Origin of the sequence: uncultured Prevotella sp. (assembly GCF_946407605.1) — a bacterium.
GTDB lineage: Bacteria > Bacteroidota > Bacteroidia > Bacteroidales > Bacteroidaceae > Prevotella.
On the sequence record NZ_CAMJOS010000011.1, the window covers coordinates 51,431 to 69,551 of the forward strand.

The 18,121-nt window shown below is 50.5% G+C and carries 17 protein-coding genes; 10 read left to right on the forward strand and 7 right to left on the reverse strand.

Annotated elements, in window-relative coordinates:
• Positions 1–19 precede the first annotated feature (19 nt).
• The 4 genes from rho to hisG all read right to left on the reverse strand — a co-directional run bounded on the left by rho (position 20) and on the right by hisG (position 5,335).
• Positions 20–1,936 carry a transcription termination factor Rho gene (rho, locus tag Q0R57_RS06565; protein WP_294744982.1) on the reverse strand — a complete coding sequence of 639 codons (1,917 nt, stop codon included), beginning with the start codon at positions 1,934–1,936 and terminating at the stop codon, positions 20–22.
• 163 nt (positions 1,937–2,099) lie between these two features.
• Positions 2,100–3,137, reverse strand: a complete 1,038-nt coding sequence (gene hisC / locus Q0R57_RS06570; RefSeq protein ID WP_294744985.1) for a histidinol-phosphate transaminase — start codon at positions 3,135–3,137, stop codon at positions 2,100–2,102.
• A gap of 19 nt (positions 3,138–3,156) precedes the next feature.
• On the reverse strand, positions 3,157–4,443 hold the full coding sequence (hisD, locus tag Q0R57_RS06575; RefSeq protein ID WP_294744988.1) for a histidinol dehydrogenase: 1,287 nt from the start codon (positions 4,441–4,443) through the stop codon (positions 3,157–3,159).
• 40 nt (positions 4,444–4,483) lie between these two features.
• On the reverse strand, positions 4,484–5,335 hold the full coding sequence (hisG, locus tag Q0R57_RS06580) for an ATP phosphoribosyltransferase (RefSeq protein WP_294744991.1): 852 nt from the start codon (positions 5,333–5,335) through the stop codon (positions 4,484–4,486).
• A 114-nt stretch (positions 5,336–5,449) separates the two neighbouring features.
• Between hisG and Q0R57_RS06585 the strand changes: the two genes are divergently transcribed.
• Together Q0R57_RS06585 and Q0R57_RS06590 are read left to right on the forward strand one after the other, a co-directional pair.
• Positions 5,450–6,505: a transglycosylase SLT domain-containing protein gene (locus tag Q0R57_RS06585; protein WP_294744994.1), complete on the forward strand. Its 1,056-nt coding sequence runs from the start codon at positions 5,450–5,452 to the stop codon at positions 6,503–6,505.
• A gap of 5 nt (positions 6,506–6,510) precedes the next feature.
• A complete protein-coding gene (locus Q0R57_RS06590) occupies positions 6,511–7,335 on the forward strand; it encodes an ATPase (RefSeq protein ID WP_294744996.1) in 825 nt (274 codons plus the stop codon).
• On the opposite strand, the gene rhaM is transcribed toward Q0R57_RS06590, so the two are convergent.
• Together rhaM and Q0R57_RS06600 are read right to left on the reverse strand one after the other, a co-directional pair.
• Positions 7,318–7,638: an L-rhamnose mutarotase gene (gene rhaM, locus Q0R57_RS06595; RefSeq protein ID WP_294744999.1), complete on the reverse strand. Its 321-nt coding sequence runs from the start codon at positions 7,636–7,638 to the stop codon at positions 7,318–7,320. The two genes, Q0R57_RS06590 and rhaM, sit on opposite strands and share 18 nt — an antisense overlap.
• Before the next feature lie 4 nt (positions 7,639–7,642).
• On the reverse strand, positions 7,643–8,530 hold the full coding sequence (locus Q0R57_RS06600; protein WP_294745003.1) for a glycosyltransferase family 2 protein: 888 nt from the start codon (positions 8,528–8,530) through the stop codon (positions 7,643–7,645).
• 159 nt (positions 8,531–8,689) lie between these two features.
• Between Q0R57_RS06600 and Q0R57_RS06605 the strand changes: the two genes are divergently transcribed.
• From Q0R57_RS06605 to mnmE, 8 genes are all read left to right on the forward strand, one after another.
• Positions 8,690–9,223: a 30S ribosomal protein S16 gene (locus tag Q0R57_RS06605; protein ID WP_294745006.1), complete on the forward strand. Its 534-nt coding sequence runs from the start codon at positions 8,690–8,692 to the stop codon at positions 9,221–9,223.
• A gap of 159 nt (positions 9,224–9,382) precedes the next feature.
• Complete coding sequence (locus Q0R57_RS06610) at positions 9,383–11,743, forward strand: bifunctional dihydroorotate dehydrogenase B NAD binding subunit/NADPH-dependent glutamate synthase (protein ID WP_294745009.1); 2,361 nt, start codon at positions 9,383–9,385, stop codon at positions 11,741–11,743.
• Between the two features lie 93 nt (positions 11,744–11,836).
• Positions 11,837–12,208 (forward strand): DMT family protein, encoded by a 372-nt coding sequence (locus Q0R57_RS06615; protein WP_294745012.1) that lies wholly within the window; start codon positions 11,837–11,839, stop codon positions 12,206–12,208.
• Positions 12,205–13,038, forward strand: coding sequence for a tRNA 2-thiocytidine biosynthesis TtcA family protein (locus Q0R57_RS06620; protein ID WP_294745014.1), 834 nt, complete (start codon positions 12,205–12,207; stop codon positions 13,036–13,038). The genes Q0R57_RS06615 and Q0R57_RS06620 overlap by 4 nt, the downstream gene beginning before the upstream one ends.
• A 78-nt stretch (positions 13,039–13,116) precedes the next feature.
• Positions 13,117–14,163 carry a hypothetical protein gene (locus Q0R57_RS06625; protein ID WP_294745018.1) on the forward strand — a complete coding sequence of 349 codons (1,047 nt, stop codon included), beginning with the start codon at positions 13,117–13,119 and terminating at the stop codon, positions 14,161–14,163.
• A 15-nt stretch (positions 14,164–14,178) separates the two neighbouring features.
• On the forward strand, positions 14,179–15,060 hold the full coding sequence (locus Q0R57_RS06630; RefSeq protein WP_294745021.1) for a nucleoside phosphorylase: 882 nt from the start codon (positions 14,179–14,181) through the stop codon (positions 15,058–15,060).
• Entirely contained in the window at positions 15,057–15,353 is a 297-nt protein-coding gene (locus Q0R57_RS06635; protein ID WP_294745025.1) for a DUF3784 domain-containing protein, read from the forward strand. The genes Q0R57_RS06630 and Q0R57_RS06635 overlap by 4 nt, the downstream gene beginning before the upstream one ends.
• Positions 15,350–16,702, forward strand: a complete 1,353-nt coding sequence (gene mnmE, locus Q0R57_RS06640; RefSeq protein ID WP_294745028.1) for a tRNA uridine-5-carboxymethylaminomethyl(34) synthesis GTPase MnmE — start codon at positions 15,350–15,352, stop codon at positions 16,700–16,702. The genes Q0R57_RS06635 and mnmE overlap by 4 nt, the downstream gene beginning before the upstream one ends.
• A gap of 3 nt (positions 16,703–16,705) precedes the next feature.
• Here mnmE and Q0R57_RS06645 read toward each other — a convergent pair whose 3' ends face one another.
• Positions 16,706–18,115: a nucleoside hydrolase-like domain-containing protein gene (locus tag Q0R57_RS06645; protein ID WP_294745030.1), complete on the reverse strand. Its 1,410-nt coding sequence runs from the start codon at positions 18,113–18,115 to the stop codon at positions 16,706–16,708.
• Between the last annotated feature and the right edge of the window lie 6 nt (positions 18,116–18,121).

Here is an 18,121-nt window from a genome sequence, read left to right on the forward strand (position 1 = left end):
ACGAAACAATTTGAAGTTTTTAACCGTTCATCGACATCAGGAACTCTTCGTTGTTGCGACTCTGCACAAGGCGATCGCGAACAGTATTCATGGCTTCTATCGGGTTCATCTCGGCAATAAACTTGCGGATAATCCACATGCGGTTGAGCGTGGTCTGGTCTTGCAGCAGGTCGTCGCGACGAGTAGAAGACTGGACAAGGTTCAATGCAGGGAACACACGCTTGTTGCTGAGCATACGGTCGAGCTGTATCTCAGAATTACCCGTACCCTTGAACTCCTCGAAAATCACCTCGTCCATCTTTGAACCAGTATCAACAAGGGCTGTAGCAATAATGGTCAGCGAACCACCATTCTCAATATTACGGGCAGCACCAAAGAAGCGCTTGGGCTTCTGCAGAGCGTTGGCATCAACACCACCAGTAAGCACCTTACCGCTGGCAGGCGACACCGTATTATAAGCACGGGCCAGACGTGTGATAGAATCGAGGAAGATAACCACATCGTGACCACATTCTACCATACGCTTTGCTTTCTCGAGCACAATACCTGCAATCTTCACATGACGGTCGGCAGGCTCATCGAACGTAGAGGCAATCACCTCAGCATTAACAGTACGGCTCATATCTGTTACCTCCTCAGGACGCTCATCGATGAGCAGCATCATGATATATGCCTCAGGATGGTTGGCAGCAATAGCATTGGCAATATCCTTCATCAGGATGGTCTTACCTGTCTTGGGCTGTGCCACAATCAGCGCACGCTGTCCCTTACCTATTGGCGAGAACAAATCCACGATACGGGTCGAGGGATTGGTGGTGGCGGGGTCGCCACAGAGATTGAACTTCTCGTCAGGGAACAAGGGCGTCAAGTGCTCGAACGACACACGGTCTCTCACCTCCGACGGCTCACGTCCATTAATGGACTTCACAGTCGACATGGCGAAATATTTCTCATTGTCATGCGGAGGACGTACAGTACACTCTACGACATCACCCGTTTTCAGGCTGTATTTCTTAATCTGCTGGGGCGATACATAGATATCATCAGGCGATGACAGATAGTTGTAGTCGCTGGAGCGCAGGAAACCATAGCCATCCTGCAAGAGCTCAAGGACACCATTGCCATCAATGAGATCTTCAAAATCAAAACGGGCAATGGGTGCTGAGGGTTGCTGTCCTGCAGGCTGGAACACCTGTTCTGACTGTTGTACGACAGGACGGTCGAACATATCCAATGTAGGAATGGCGGCCTGATCCTCAATAGGCAGGTCCACCACAGTAATAAAGTCTGTTCCGTCGCCAGGATCACCTTCCCATATATCCTCGTCTTCCATCAGACTCTGCATATCGGGAGTCATCTCCTGATGACGTGACATCTTTTCCTGCAACTGCTCGAGCATCTCGACGGCAGGCTCTTCATCAGAAGAGAAATCGGCGCTGGCCTCAGGAACAATGTCTGACAAATCTTCCTTTACCTTCTCTTCCTGTGCTGCAGCAGCCTCCTGTGCCTGCTTTGCAGCCTCTGCGGCAGCAATGGCAGCCAGCTCAGCCTTCGACTTACGACCTCTGCGCTTGGGCTTCGGCTCTTCTGCAGGTGCAGCCTCTACGGCTGGTGCCTGACTCTCAGCCTGTGGCTCAGATAAGTCGGCAAACAACGAGGGTGCCTCTGGCGCTTTGTTCTTCTGGTTCTTCACATCAAGGTTCTCACCCTCCTTTCCTCTGACAGAATATACCTTGTCAGTATCTTTCTTGGCAATACGGGTGCGTTTGCGCTTGGTGGCCGAAGCGCCAGAAGCGCTCTCTATAGCGGCCTTGTCAAGAATCTCATAGATAACGTTCTCCATCGTGTCATCCTGAGATACTTTCACTCCCAACTGCCCTGCCACCTCCATCAATTCGGGGATTGGCATTTGCTCTAATTGTTCTTTGGTGTACATATCTAACAATAATATGTTATACGACAAATTGATAAAATTGAATGTGATTTTTGTAATAAAGCGCTTCACGGATAGAAACGCTGTTTCTGAAATCGAGTGCAAAGATACTCATTTTTTTCATAACGACAAAAAAAATGAGTATCTTTTTTATTTTCTTTACCCTTTATTTGTATTGGCGAAGGGTGCCAATCAGCTCATTATTCTCGTTGCGAGTACCAATGGTGATTCGCAAACAGTTATGACAGAGCTGCACACGGGTACGGTTCCTGACAATAACGCCCTGCTTCACCAGATAGTCATAAATGCCTTGAGCATCACTAACCTTGGCCAAGAAGAAGTTGGCATCTGTAGGATATACCTTCTCACAGATAGACAACTGACTGAAAGCCTCAAGCATGCGTGAACGTTCCTGAAGAATCATCTGCACCCAACGGTCAACCTCAAAGGGGTCGCTCAATACCTTGATGGCCTGCTGCTGAGTGAGATAGTTGACATTATAGGGATACTTCACCTTATTGAAAATGTCAATAATCTCTGGAGAGGCGAAAGCCATACCCAGTCGGATGGCTGCCGAGGCCCACGCCTTACTCAGCGTGTTGAGCACCACCAGGTTAGGATAGCGAGGCAGCTCATAGCGCAAAGGACGCAGTCGCGAGAAGTCGCTATAGGCTTCGTCAACAACCACAATACCTTCGAAAGCATTCAGCAGTTTTACTATTTCGTCGCGATTGATATCATTACCAGTAGGGTTGTTAGGACTGCAGACCCAAATCACCTTTGTATGGGCATCGCAGGCAGCCAGTAGTTTGTCTGCTGCAATCTGATAGTTCTCGTCGAGTAACACAGGACGATATTCCACATCATTGATATCAGCGCACACCTTATACATGCCATAGGTGGGCTCAATGGCCACCACATTGTCTTCCTTCGGCTCACAGAAGCAACGGTACATCAGGTCGATAGCCTCGTCGCTGCCATTACCAAGAAAGGTATAGTCAACAGGAATGCCCTTTACCTGCTCAATCTTCTTCTTCAGCTCCAGTTGCAAAGGGTCTGGATAACGGTTCAGAGGACTACCATAAGGATTCTCGTTGGCATCGAGGAAAACCCTGGCCGTTGTTCCTGAGAACTCATTACGGGCACAGCTATAGGGTGCCAGATTCCAGATATTCTTGCGGGTTAGTTTTTCAAGACTAATCATAATTCTCAAATCTCAATTATCAATTCTCTATTGCACGTAAGCGTACAGTCATCGCATTCTTGTGAGCATCCAGCTGTTCAGCCTCAGCCATCAGCTCTACGGCACGACCTATCTGTCGGATGCCTTCTTCCGACAGATGTTGGAAGGTGACCTTACGACAGTAGCTGTCAAGGTTCACGCCACTATAGGCTGTAGCATAGCCGTGAGTGGGTAATGTATGATTCGTGCCGCTGGCATAGTCGCCAGCACTCTCACAGGCATATTTGCCCAGGAACACGCTTCCGGCATTCACCACCTGCTCAGCCATCTCAGCATAGTTGGCTGTTTGAATAATAAGATGTTCGGGCGCGTACATATTAGAAAGAGCCATCATCTCATCAGAAGAGCTGACCAGCACACAGCGGCTGTTCTCAAGAGCCTTCTCGGCAATCTCCTTACGAGGCAGCAGATTCAACTGACGCTCCACCTCATTCTGCACCTCTTGGAGCAGCTTTTCCGAAGTGGTAACCAGCAGCACCTGCGAGTCAATACCATGCTCGGCCTGCGACAGCAGGTCGGCAGCCACAAAGGCAGCATCGGCAGTATCATCGGCCAGCACACAAACCTCGCTAGGACCAGCAGGCATATCAATGGCCACATCGCCCAGCGACACCTGCTGTTTGGCAGCCATCACATACTGATTGCCTGGACCGAAGATCTTGAACACCTTGGGTACAGATTCTGTACCATAGGCCATCGCTCCGATAGCCTGCACACCACCAGCCTTGAAGATACGACTGACGCCAGCAATACGGGCTGCCACCAAGATGGCGGGGTTCACTTTACCTTCGCGGTTTGGAGGCGTGCAAAGCACAATCTCCTGACATCCAGCAATCTTAGCAGGCGTAGCCAACATCAAGACGGTAGAGAACAACGGTGCTGTGCCTCCAGGAATATAAAGACCAACCTTCTCGATAGCCACACTTTTCTGCCAGCATTCCACACCAGCACGTGTCTCAATCTTCTGACCTTCAAACTTCTGTGCAGCATGGAACTTGAAGATATTCTCATGAGCCAGCTTGATGGCAGCCTTCAAGTCGGCACTTACCAATGTCTCAGCCTCGTCAATCTCGGCTTCAGTAACAGCCAGAGAGGCAAGCGCTACATGGTCAAAACGCTGCTCGTATTCCTTGACAGCTTCGTCACCACGTGCCTTTACATCGCTCAATACGCTACTGACGGTGTTCATCAACTGCGTGATGTCAAGATGTGGACGCTGACAAATCTCGGCCCATTGCTCCTGTTTGGGATAATTGATAATCTTCATCTATGCGGTAGCAAATTTTTCACTATTCACTTTTCACTTCTCAAAGAATCATCTTCTCAATGGGAGTCACCAGGATGCCTTGTGCGCCCAGCTCTTTCAGCTGACCGATAATCTCCCAGAAACGTTTCTCGTCGAGTACAGTATGTACAGAGCACCATTCCTCATCAGCCAGAGGGATGATGGTGGGACTCTTCAGACCAGGCAGCACGTTGATAATCTCCTGCAGACGGGCCTTGGGCGCATTCATGCGGACATATTTCTTATCTTCAGCCTCACGAACGGCAGCAAAGCGGAACAGCATCTGGTTGAGCAAGTCTTTCTTCTCCTGACTCATACCTGCATGTCCAATCAACAAGGCCTCGCTCTGCATCACCACCTCTACCTCACGCAGGTTGTTGCTCACCAGCGTAGATCCGCTGCTGACGATATCGAAAATGGCATCGGCCAAACCAATACCTGGGCTAATCTCCACACTACCTGTAATGACATGAATCTCTGCATTGATGTGATTCTTGCTGAGGAACTTTTCCAGGATAACAGGATAAGAGGTGGCGATGGTCTTGCCATTGAACCACTCCAGACCCTTATAATCGATATCCTTGGGGATGGCCAGCGACAGACGACAACGACTGAATCCCAGTCGCGATACAATATCGGCCTCGGCACCGCGCTCCACAAATTCGTTCTCACCTACCACACCGATATCGGCCACACCCGTAGCCACACACTGTGGAATATCATCATCACGCAGATAAAGGACTTCCAATGGGAAATTACTTGCCTCTACCAAGAGGGTACGCTTACTGGCACTCACCTTGATATCAGCCTCACTCAGCAACTGCATGGTGTCTTCAAACAGACGTCCTTTTGATTGTACTGCAATACGTAACATATCTTAAATTATTTACCTTTTTACCCTATATCTTACTTATTCGGATGCAAAATTACAGTTTTTTTCTTTAATTTGCAATAAAATGCTTACTTTTGCATCAAAATTCTGAGTTTTTTGAAACAGACAAGTATATTTATGCTCTTTTTCCTGCTCTTTGCGTCTTGCTCGCAACGACAGGAGACCATTACCCTACCCTGGACGGTTTCTACCTCCGAGGGGAGCAATTCACAGTTCGACCTCTCTGAGATACAACAGGCTGGCGAGCTGATTGGCGTGACCCTCATAGGTCCTGACACTTATTATGGCTACCAAGGTCGCCATCTGGGTGCACATTATCTTTTAGGAGAACAGTTTGCCAGCGAGCTTGGCGTGAAGCTGCGCATGGAGACCTGTCGTGACACCAGCGAACTGAGAGAACGCCTGACTGCAGGCGATGCCGACATTATCATCATGGCACTCGACACCACAAACAATAAGACGCCAGGATGGGTCGTTGGTCCAGAAAAGCCTTTGTTGGAAGAGGCTCTGAACAATTGGTATAAGCCCGATATGCTGGCACAAGCCCGATTGCAAGAAAAACAACTGCTCTCACGACCTCGTGTCCAGCGACGGGTCTATGCACCCATGCTTTCCCATCAAGTCATCTCACGTTATGACGGCCTTTTCCGTTTATATGGAAGAAGAATAGGTTGGGACTGGCGACTATTGGCAGCCCAATGCTATCAGGAGTCAACATTCGATCCTGAAGCGCAATCTTGGGCTGGCGCCAAGGGTCTCATGCAGATTATGCCTGCAACAGCCGACCATCTGGGACTGCCTCGCGATGAGATAACCAATCCTGAGAAGAACATCGAGGCAGCCACTCGTCTGCTGAAGGAGCTGGAGGGCGAGCTGTCGTTTGTGCACAACTATTTCGAGCGTCAGAATCTGGCATTGGCATCCTATAATGGTGGTCTGCAACATATTCGCGACGCCATGAGGTTGGCAGAGCGCGATGGTCGCAATCCTCAGGTATGGAGCGATGTGAAGGAATATGTGCTTCGCCTCAGCGATCCGAAGTATTATCGCGACTCGTTGGTCCAGAGCGGCTATATGCGAGGTAAGGAAACGGCCGAATATGTTGACCAGATACGGCTTAGATATATGAAATACAAACAATCTGTAAGATAACCATCATGAAACATCATTCGCTCATAGCTGATAGCGGCAGCACCAAAACAGACTGGGCCATTGACGGCCAGCGCATCAAGACTCAAGGTATTAACCCTTTCCATCAGGACGAAGCCACCATTCGCAGCATCCTGAAAGACGAGTTGCTGCCTCAATTAGGAACAGCTTATGTTGAGAGCATTCAGTTTTACGGAAGTGGTGTGAGACCCGAGTTGCAAACGAAGATGCAGCAATTGCTTCAGGAAGCCTTTCCTCAGGCCACCCACATCGAGGCCCAAAGCGACTTGCTGGGGGCAGCACGAGCACTGTGTGGAAAGAAAGAGGGTATCGCCTGCATCTTGGGCACAGGTGCCAACTCGTGCCTGTTCGATGGTCAGCAGATTGTTATGAACACCCCCGCCTTGGGCTATATCCTGGGTGACGAGGGCAGCGGTGCCACCTTGGGAAAGCGTTTTCTGAATGCCCTTTATAAAGGCAGACTATCCCAAGATCTCAAGACGACTTTTGAGTCGGAACTGCAGTTGTCAATGCCACAGATAATAGACCGTGTGTATCGTCAACCACAGGCCAACCGTTGGCTGGCTTCGCTATCAGAATTTATCAGCAAGTATACCAATGAACCAGCCGTTAACGAACTGACAATCAACAGTTTTAAGGAGTTTATTATACACAACATCAACCCCTATCAACGTCGCGATCTACCCATCTCAGCTGTAGGCAGCATTGCCTTCTACTATCAGGAACAGCTGAAGCAGGCAGCCCAAGAAGAAGGCTACTCAGTAGGACTGATACTGCGTAGTCCCATCGATGCGTTAGTCCAGATGGAATAGCTCTGGCAACGGAATGGTCACAGGCGAATTGTCGTCATTCACCTCCATGATATCCGACATCATATCCCACCAACGTTGCGTGATGGGATCAACATGAGTGGTATCTTGCGAGTTGCCTTCCTTAGAGCACTCCTGATAGGCAAACAGAATATTCGTATCCTTGTCCCAGTAGATGCTATAATTACCTACGCCCTGCTCCTTAATCATCTTCTTCAGCTCTGGCCAGATGGCAGCATGACGCTTGGCATATTCGTTCTCGAAGCCTGGCTTCAAAAACATCTTAAATGCAAATCTCTTCGTCATATGATTACTTTTTTATGCTCAAGTAGTATCCTAACTTATATAATTTGAAAATCTTTAGCGAGGGGTTCTGACCACATAGGTTCCTGCGTTCCAAGGCACCAAACAGACGATGCCAGCAACGGAAAAACCAACGTACGACACCCAAGTGAATACCCTCGACAAACGTTAGCATCTGAGAATAGCCGCGCAGGTCGCTGCGGAAAGCGTGGAGCGTACGCAGTCCCTCTTCCGTCTTACTCACGAAATGGGCATTGTCCTCAAAATCGAAGAAGCCTGCAGGATTATCCACATGCACTATCTTTATATCGTTTTTCCTCAGCTGCTTACCAAAGAACACATCCTCATAACCATAGTGACGGAAACGCTCGTCAAAAGGATTAGCCAGCATCAAGTCCCTACGTATCAAGAAGTTGCAGGTATGAAAATGCTGATAAGGTCGCTTCTTACGCTCTTCGGCCCGATGCATGGGTTCATTCTCTTTCTCATAGATAAAACGCAAGGAAGAACGTGAGCCTTCACCCACCACATAGCCGCCATAGGCTACCTCGTCAGTTTCAGCCTCCATCCAGTTTCTCAGGAAATGCTTAGAAGGAATAGCCATATCGCCATCCAAGAACAGCAGCCATTCATATTGAGCCTCACGAGCCAGCACATTACGGATGGCAGCTCGTCCCACATTCTGACTGCGCTTCAGGTAGCGGCAACAGGGAATCGTGGCTATCTCTGCGTTGGCAGCAAGGGCGTCAGCATCCGTTGTTCCATCCTCAGCCACAATCACCTCGCAGGTTACGCCTTCCTTTCTCAGGTCTTCCACCTGAGCACACAAATCCTTCACCATCAGGGTGCAAGGATGGTTATATGCAGGTATAAGTATCGACAATTCTTGCTTCATCGGGCACAAAATTACACAAAAAAACTAAAAAAAACGCTGCGGAAGCAAAATTTTCACTCTTCACTTTTCACTTTTCACTTTTTTTTCGTACCTTTGCACCCGCTTTCACGAGATGGAGGCATGAAATTCAAACTTTTAACAACAAAAAACATTTAAAACATGGCAACAAAAATCAGATTGCAGCGCGGTGGTCGTAAGAGCTATGCTTTCTACAGCATCGTTATCGCCGACGCTCGTGCACCACGTGATGGTCGTTTCACTGAGAAGATTGGTTCTTACAATCCTAACACCAATCCCGCCACGGTAGACTTGAATTTCGACCGTGCATTGTACTGGGTAGAGGTAGGCGCACAGCCCACTGACACTGTTCGTAACATCCTCAGCCGCGAGGGCGTTTACCTGATGAAGCACCTGAAGGGTGGCGTAAAGAAGGGCGCTTTCGACGAGGCTACTGCTCAGAAGAAGTTCGATGCATGGAAGGCAGACAAGCAGAAGGGTCTTGAAAAGGTAGCAGCCGAGGTAGCTAAGGCTAAGAAGGATGCAGCAGCAAAGGCTCTGGCAGAGGAGAAGAAGGTGAACGAGGCTATTGCCAAGAAGGTAGCTGACAAGAAAGCTGCTGCTGTGGCTGAGCCCGAGGTTGAGGCTCCCGCAGAGGAGGCAGCCGCCACTGAAGAGGCTCCCGCCGAGGCTTAATCTTGTTGCAAAGGCTCACCTTTCATCAAGGAAAATTATCAAAAGATGCGGAATATTGATTGTTCCGCATCTTTTTTTTGTATTAATTTGGCATTTTGCTCGCTAATTCGTACCTTTGCAGCCGAATTTCAATCATTTTGTAGCAGACAAGCATCATTTATGAACAAAATTGTAAGAAAAGAACAGTTCTCAGAGAAGGTTTTCCTTTTCGAGATTGAGGCTCCGCTGATTGCGAAGAGCCGTAAAGCTGGTAACTTCGTCATCGTGCGCGTTGGAAAGAAAGGTGAGCGTATGCCCCTGACCATCGCTGGCGCAGACATCGAGAAAGGCACCATCACGCTGGTGGTTCAGATGGTGGGTCTCTCATCGAAGAAGCTGTGCGCCCTGAACGAAGGCGATTATGTGACAGACGTAGTAGGTCCGCTGGGTAATCCCACAAAGATTGAGAAGTACGGCACCGTGGTATGTGCTGGTGGTGGACTGGGTGTGGCTCCTATGCTGCCCATCATCCAGGCTTTGAAGGCCGCTGGCAACCGTGTGCTGTCTGTGATGGCTGGTCGCTCTAAGGACCTTATTATATTAGAGGATAAGGTACGCGAGAGCTCTGACGAGGTGATTATCATGACTGACGACGGCTCGTACGGCGAGAAGGGCGTTGTGACTGTGGGTATGGAGAAATTCTTCGAACAGGAACACGTCGATAAGGTCTTCGCCATTGGCCCTCCAATCATGATGAAGTTCTCGAACCTCACCGCCCAGAAGCACAATATTCCCTGCGAGGTATCGCTCAACACCATTATGGTTGATGGTACTGGTATGTGTGGTGCTTGTCGTCTGACGATTGGTGGTAAGACCAAGTTTGTCTGCATCGACGGTCCTGAGTTTGATGGTGCACTGGTTGACTGGGACGAGATGTTCAAACGTATGGGAACTTTCAAGCGCGAGGAGCAGGAGGAGCTGGCCCACTACGAGGAGCACCTGGATTCAGTAGAAAGTGGACAATTGAAAGTTGAAAGTTCAAAGACCGCAGATATCAAGATGGACAGCGATCCCACCAACGATCCTATCGAGGTGCTGACTGATCGCAACGCTGCTTGGCGCGACGAGCTCAGAAAGAGCATGAAACCCAAGGAGCGCACACAGATTGAGCGTGTGGTGATGCCTGAGCTCGACCCCGTTTATCGTGCTACAACTCGTACAGAAGAGGTAAATATCGGCCTGACCAAGGAGATGGCAATGACAGAGGCCAAGCGCTGTCTGGACTGCGCCAAGCCTACTTGCGTAGAGGGCTGTCCTGTAAATATCAATATCCCATCGTTCATCAAGAACATCGAGCGTGGTCAGTTCCTGGCTGCTGCTAAGGTGCTGAAGAACACCTCTGCCCTACCCGCTGTCTGCGGACGTGTGTGTCCTCAGGAGAAGCAGTGTGAGAGCAAGTGTATTCACCTGAAGATGAACGAACCCGCTGTAGCCATCGGCTATCTGGAGCGTTTTGCTGCTGACTTCGAACGCGAGAGCGGCAACATCTCTCTGCCTGAGATTGCAGCCTCTAACGGCATCAAGATTGCTGTTGTAGGCTCTGGTCCTGCAGGACTGAGTTTCGCTGGCGACATGGTGAAGAAGGGCTACGACGTGTATGTCTTCGAGGCATTGCACGAAATCGGTGGTGTGCTTAAGTATGGTATTCCCGAGTTCCGTCTGCCCAACAAGATTGTCGACGTAGAAATCGAGAACCTTGCCAAGATGGGCGTTCATTTCCAGACCGACGTCATCGTGGGTAAGACCATCAGCGTAGAACAGCTGGAGCAGCAGGGCTTCAAGGGCATCTTCGTGGGCTCTGGTGCTGGTCTGCCTAACTTCATGAATATCCCTGGTGAGAACAGCATCAACATCATGTCAAGTAACGAGTATCTGACACGTGTAAACCTGATGGACGCTGCCAACCCCAAGACCGATACGCCGCTGAATCCTGCCAAGAGCGTGCTCGTGGTGGGTGGTGGTAACACCGCTATGGACTCTTGTCGTACAGCCAAGCGCTTAGGTGCTGACGTCACACTGGTTTATCGTCGTTCTGAGGTTGAGATGCCTGCTCGTCTAGAGGAGGTGAAGCACGCCAAGGAAGAGGGCATCAAGTTCCTCACCCTGCATAATCCTATCGAGTATATCGCTGACGAGGCTGGTGCTGTGAAGCAGGCTGTTCTGCAGGTAATGGAGCTTGGCGAGCCCGATGCTTCTGGCCGTCGTTCGCCTGTACCTGTTGAGGGCAAGACCGTCACACTCGATGTCGATCAGGTGATTGTGGCTGTAGGTGTATCGCCTAACCCACTCGTTCCCAAGAGTATCGAGGGCTTGGAGCTGGGTCGCAAGAACACCATCGCCGTCTCTGAGGAGATGCAGTCAAGCCGCAAGGAGATCTTTGCTGGTGGTGACATCGTACGTGGTGGTGCAACGGTGATTCTCGCTATGGGCGACGGCCGTCGTGCTGCCCAGAACATGGACGCTTATTTAAGTGAAAAGTGAAAAGTGAAAAGTGAATAATTTGCTGCTGCCTTTCATTTGTCGGTGTGCGGTAGCAAATTTTTCACTTTTCACTATTACCTATTACTTTAAATTATGAACGGACTATATACCATCATATTGCTCATACTAAGCAACGTCTTCATGACACTTGCTTGGTATGGGCATTTAAAGTTACAGGAGAACGGCACCAGCAGCAACTGGCCCCTCATCGGCGTCATCGTCTTCTCGTGGGGCATCGCCTTCTTTGAGTACTGCTGTCAGGTGCCTGCCAATCGTTTGGGCTTCGTAGAAAACGGAGGACCCTTCAACCTCATTCAGCTGAAGGTCATCCAGGAGTGCATCTCGCTGGCTGTGTTCTGCATCATTGCCAACATCATGTTCCAGGGCACTCACCTGCATTGGAACCACATCCTGGCCTTCCTGCTCATCATTTGCGCCGTTTACTTAGTGTTTATGGATAAATGATGAAGACAGAGCTTGAACGCTTGGAGAAACGCATCCGAGAACGCTTTGTAAAAGCCTTTGCCACCTACCGTCTGCTTGAGGACAACGACTATGTGCTCGTAGGACTGTCAGGTGGCAAAGACTCTTTGTGTCTGCTCGAGATGCTGGCCAAGCGCGCCAAGATAGACAAGCCCAAGTTCCGTGTTGAAGCTATCCATGTGCGCATGGAGAATATCTCATACGAGACCTCTACCGACTATCTGCAGCACTTCTGCGACGACCTCGGCGTAAAGCTCCATATCGTCACCACCAGCTTCTCTCCCACCCCAACTAATCATAATTCTGAATTCTCAACTCTCCGCTCGAGCTCTGCTCGCTTGCTACCAACGGGACGCAAGAATTCTGAATTCTCAACTCTCAATTCTCAATTCAAACAAAAGCCTCCCTGTTTCCTCTGCTCCTGGCATCGCCGCAAGCAGCTCTTCAATCTGGCACAGGAGCTGGGCTGTAACAAGATTGCCCTGGGTCATCATCAGGACGACCTGCTCCACACCTGTCTGATGAACCTCTTCTATCAGGGACGCTTCGACACGATGCCCGCCCTGCTCAAGATGCGTAAGATGCCCCTCAGCATCATCCGTCCGCTATGCATGGTCGAAGAGGCCGACATCCAGCGCTATGCCGAGCTACGCGGCTACGAGAAGCAGGTGAAACTCTGTCCTTACGAACACGACAGCCACCGCAGCGATATGCGTCAGCTGTTTGAAACCCTTCAACAGCAGAATGGCGAGATGCGCCACAGTTTGTGGAATGCCATTGTCAGAGCCGACAAACTGGTGCAATTATCTTAAATTCCGTTAATTATACATCTTCCATTCGTCAATTCTCAATTTATTGTCGTATATTTGCCTTTTTAAAGACAAAACGATATGAGAAGATATACCATACTCCTATTAGTCATTGCGATGCTGATGCCATTATGCGCCGATGCACAACGCAGAAAGAGCAGGAAGGCGGTTAAGAAACCCGTTGTGGTGGAAGACCCGCGCATCCAGCAGATGCTGGTATCTACCCAGAAAATCGTCTTCATCGACAGCATGGTGGTCAACAAGGCCAATTTCATCAGACACATACCCCTTTCGGCCGATGCCGGACTGCTGGAGCAGAACGACTCGCTGGGACAGTTTACCAATGAGTTGAAGGACCACCGCCTCACCACCTATTTCGACAAGAAAGACTCCACATACCATATTGCCCAGTGCGACTATATCGGCAACACATGGACCACACCCACAAGGGTTGAGGGCATCAGCGATGCCTCTGCCAACTTCCCGTTCCTCATGGCCGACGGCACCACGCTCTACTTTGCACAGAAGGGTGCCAACAGCATTGGCGGCTACGACCTCTTCGTCACCCGCTACGACAGCGACACAGGCTCGTTCCTGCGTGCCGAGAACCTGGGAATGCCGTTCTCATCGACAGCCAACGACTATCTCTACGCCATCGACGAGGCTAACAACCTGGGCTATTTCGTTACTGATCGCCGTCAGCCTGAAGGCAAGGTGTGCATCTACGTCTTCATCCCCAACGAGACGCGTAAGATCTACACTTCCGAGGCCTATTCTGACGAACAGCTGCGATCACTGGCACGCATAGACCATATTGCCGACTCCTGGGGCGACAAAAAGCAGCTACAGGAAGCGCAGGCCCGTTTCAAGAAGGCCAAAACGCAAACCTCAAGTCTCAAACCTCAGGCCACAAGTCTCACCACTCTCGACAACCTGCGCCATCAGGCCGAGACACTCGAGAAGGCCCTGCAGCTGGCTCGCAACTACTATGCACGTGCCAATAAAAGCGAGCGTCAAGCCCTGCGCATGGAGATTCTCAACAGCGAGAAAGAGCTCGAGGCCCTGCAGCTTGAGATTCGCAAGGAAGAGAAGAAACAAAACCGAATACTCTATAAAGACAACAACTAATAAATCCTGAAAACTATGTCAAACGAAAAGAAAACCTTTGCCCCATCGGAACTCATTATCAACGAGGACGGCTCGTGTTTCCACCTGCACCTGAAGCCAGAACAGCTGGCTGACAGGGTGGTACTGGTAGGCGACCCAGCCCGTGTCAATACCGTTGCCGACCACTTCGACAGTATCGAGTGCGAGGTTAGCAGCCGCGAGTTCCACACCATCACTGGTACCTATAAAGGCAAGCGCATCACCTGTCAGAGTCACGGCATCGGCTGTGATAATATCGACATTGTGATGAACGAGCTCGACACGCTGGCCAACATCGATTATAACACCCGTGAGGAGAAAGACGAGCATCGCACCCTGACCTGTGTGCGCATCGGCACTTGCGGCGGACTGCAGCCCTTCACGCCTACTGGCTGTTTCGTGGCTTCTGTCAAGAGCATCGGCTTCGACGGCTTGCTCAACTACTACGCTGGTCGTAATGTGGTGTGCGATATCCCTATGGAGAAAGAGTTCTGCCAACACATGCAGTGGGACCCCATCAAGGGAGCGCCCTATGTGGCTGTGGCCGATGCCGACCTCATCGACCAGATTGCTGGCGACGACATGGTTCGCGGCTATACCATCTCGTGTGGTGGTTTCTATGGTCCTCAGGGCCGTGTGCTGCGTGCCGACATTGCCGACCCTAAGCAGAACGAGAAGATTGAGTCGTTCGAGTACGAAGACATGAAGATCTGTAACTTCGAGATGGAGTCCAGCGCCCTTGCTGGTATGGCCTCTCTGCTGGGCCATCGCGCCATGACCTGCTGTATGGTCATCGCCAACCGCTACACCACAGAGATGAACACCGAGTATAGGAACTCCATCGATACGCTGATACAGAAAGTTCTTGATAGAATATGATTAGTATCGTATTAGCAATAGTCTTTCTCTTCTTTGCCGTCCTTTTTCTGATAGGTAAAGGCGACAAACTCATTGCAGGCTATAATACGGCCAGCGAAGAAGAAAAGAAGAAAGTCAATATCAAGCGGCTGCGCATCCTGATGGCTATCCTTTCTGTGATAACAGCAGCCTTTGTAAGCATTCTGCCTATCATTGGTGACAATACCCAGGGGCAGATGGGGGCGACGGTTGTTTTCATTGCAGTAACAGTAGCATTCATTATATTAGCAAATACTTGGGCAAAGAAGAAATGACCATTTGCGCATTAGCAACAACTCCTGGTGGAGCACTCGGAATCATAAGAATCTCAGGCCCTCAGTCGCTTGAGATTCTTTCTCGTATATTCACCAAGGACCTCACCCAGGCCCAGCCAAACACCGTCCATTACGGCCACATCGTCGAGAGTGTGGAGATTTCGTCGCCACAAGTTATCGACGAGGTGCTGGTCTCCGTCTTCCGTGCCCCCCACTCTTACACTGGCGAGGATAGCGCAGAAATCTCGTGTCACGGCTCGCGCTACATCTTAAATAAGGTTTTAGAGCTGCTGATTCAAAACGGCTGTAGGATGGCTAATCCTGGCGAGTTTACCCAGCGAGCCTACCTCAACGGCAAGATGGACCTCACGCAGGCCGAGGCTGTGGCCGACCTGATTGCTTCTACCAACAAAGCCACCCACCAGATGGCGCTGAGTCAACTCAGAGGCCACTTTTCTTCCAAACTCGCACAGCTGCGCGAACAGTTGCTCAAACTCACATCGCTTCTGGAACTGGAGCTCGACTTCTCCGACCACGAGGATCTGGAGTTTGCCGACCGTAGCGAGCTTATGAATCTTGCGAAAGAAATTGACAATCGAGTCACCCATCTCGCCAAGAGTTTCGAAGCAGGACAAGCCCTCAAGCAAGGTATTCCTGTGGCTATCGTAGGCAAGACCAACGTAGGAAAATCCACCCTTCTGAACGCTCTATTGAAGGACGATCGCGCCATTGTTTCTGACATTCATGGTACCACCCGCGACACCATCGAGGACACCATCGACATCCAGGGTGTCACCTTCCGTTTTATCGATACCGCAGGCATCCGTCAGACGCAAGATACTGTCGAACAGATAGGTATCGAGCGCACTTTTGCCGCTATCGACAAGGCCAAAATTGTACTTTGGATCATCGACGAAGAACCGTCAAATGAAGAGATTAATAATATCTCACAACGCACTGAAAATAAGAAACTTATAATTGTTAAGAACAAATCAGACAAGGCCGATAACAATAGTTACAATTTGTTAAATCATCCGTTTGTCGCCATCAGCGCCAAGTTTGGAACGGGTATTGACGATTTGGAAAGAGCCATCTACGAAGCAGCTGATATTCCCGCCCTCTCCGACAACGATATCATCGTCACCAATGCCCGTCATTACGATGCGCTGACCCGTTCTCACGACTGCATCCAGCGCGTCATCGACGGTCTGCAAATACAACTTAGCGGAGACCTCCTCAGTGAAGATCTCCGCCAAGCCCTTGATACCCTCTCCGAAATCACTGGCGGTCAAATCACCCCCCATGAAGTCTTAGGAAATATTTTTAAAAACTTCTGCGTCGGCAAATAATTTCTAATTACTAATTATAATTCTCCGATACGCCACGAGATGGAAGGGCCCGTCGTCGTGCACCTCGCAAATGATGTGGATGGTGTCAGCCTTCGTGCCTTTGGGAATGCGAAGGGTGGCTATCGACTGGTCTGACTGCTCAATCGTCACTTTCGTTTTCCCAATCTCCTGTTGCTGCCACCAACGGAAGGTGAGGGCGTCGCCATCAGGGTCGCTCGACATCGAGGCATCGAGACGGATAGTGTCGCCAGCCTTGGCCTTGATACGAAGAGGGGCAACGGAGGTTGTGTGCTCAACGGTTTTGCCGTTGAGAGCACTAACCACCACCTGCGGATTGCGGTTGCCCTTGCCCTCAGCAGCCCATTGCATACGGGCACAGAAATCGTTAAGCTCGTCAGGATAGAAACGCTGTTTATAGCCCACGCTGATGCTGCGCACAGGCTCCTGCCACGAGGTCCAGGCCGTGGTGAGCGAGTCGGCACAGAGGCCACGCTCGTGATAGCCCGCCCAGCCGCATTGACGGGGGTCTTCTGGGTCGTTCAGTCCATTGGGCATCACATAGAGGAAGCTCGGCGTGTCGCCCTCTACGCCCCATTTATACGTGGGATATTCCTTGCCCAGCGCGCCCTTGCCCTGAATCATGTCCTGATGCTGCTGCCAGTGGCGCTTGCCCAGTTCGCATTGCTCCTGCCACGCGCCCTCATCCCATATAAACTGCAGGACATCCTGAAAGTCCTTTCGCAGCCACATGTGCGAGCTGTAGGCACGGTTCATCCTCATGCTGTACTGCATATCCTGGTCGGTAATAGTAAAAAGGCGGAACTTGCGGACGAAGTTTCTGACTTCGTCGTCTGTACGGGTCTGCTTCACGCGCCAGATGGCCTGCGCCAGCGTGTTGGCCCCACCCCATGCCGCTACGTAGATAGGCCGCGGGTCATCCTCGTCAGCCAGCAGGATAAGCTTCTCGCTGCCTGGCGAGTCGTTGCCCTCGCCAATGGCCTTGATACCACCATGAATGCTACCCATCAGGGCGCAACTCTTGATATAGTCGGCGCTGGGCCAGTAGCCCATGGGCTGATATCCCATCTCAGGATCTACAAAAAAGCCCTGCTGCCCAGAGCGTTTCATCAAGTTGGGCACATCCTTTCGATAGGCCTCGATGACACGCTGCAGATACTGCTGCCACTCCTGCGGATAGGGGTCGCAGTTCCACCCCACACTCGTGATGATAGCCTCTATCTCGAAACAGTCGGCATACGCCATCAGCCTCACCATCGACTCCATGTCGTCAGGCTCCACATCAGCTGGCGCTATGTCCGTACACACCACCAGTCGTGGTTTCAGCTCCTTCTCCGCTGCCCACGCCGTCAACGGCATCAGTAGCAGCATCCATATCATGGCTTTCTTTATCATAACTCG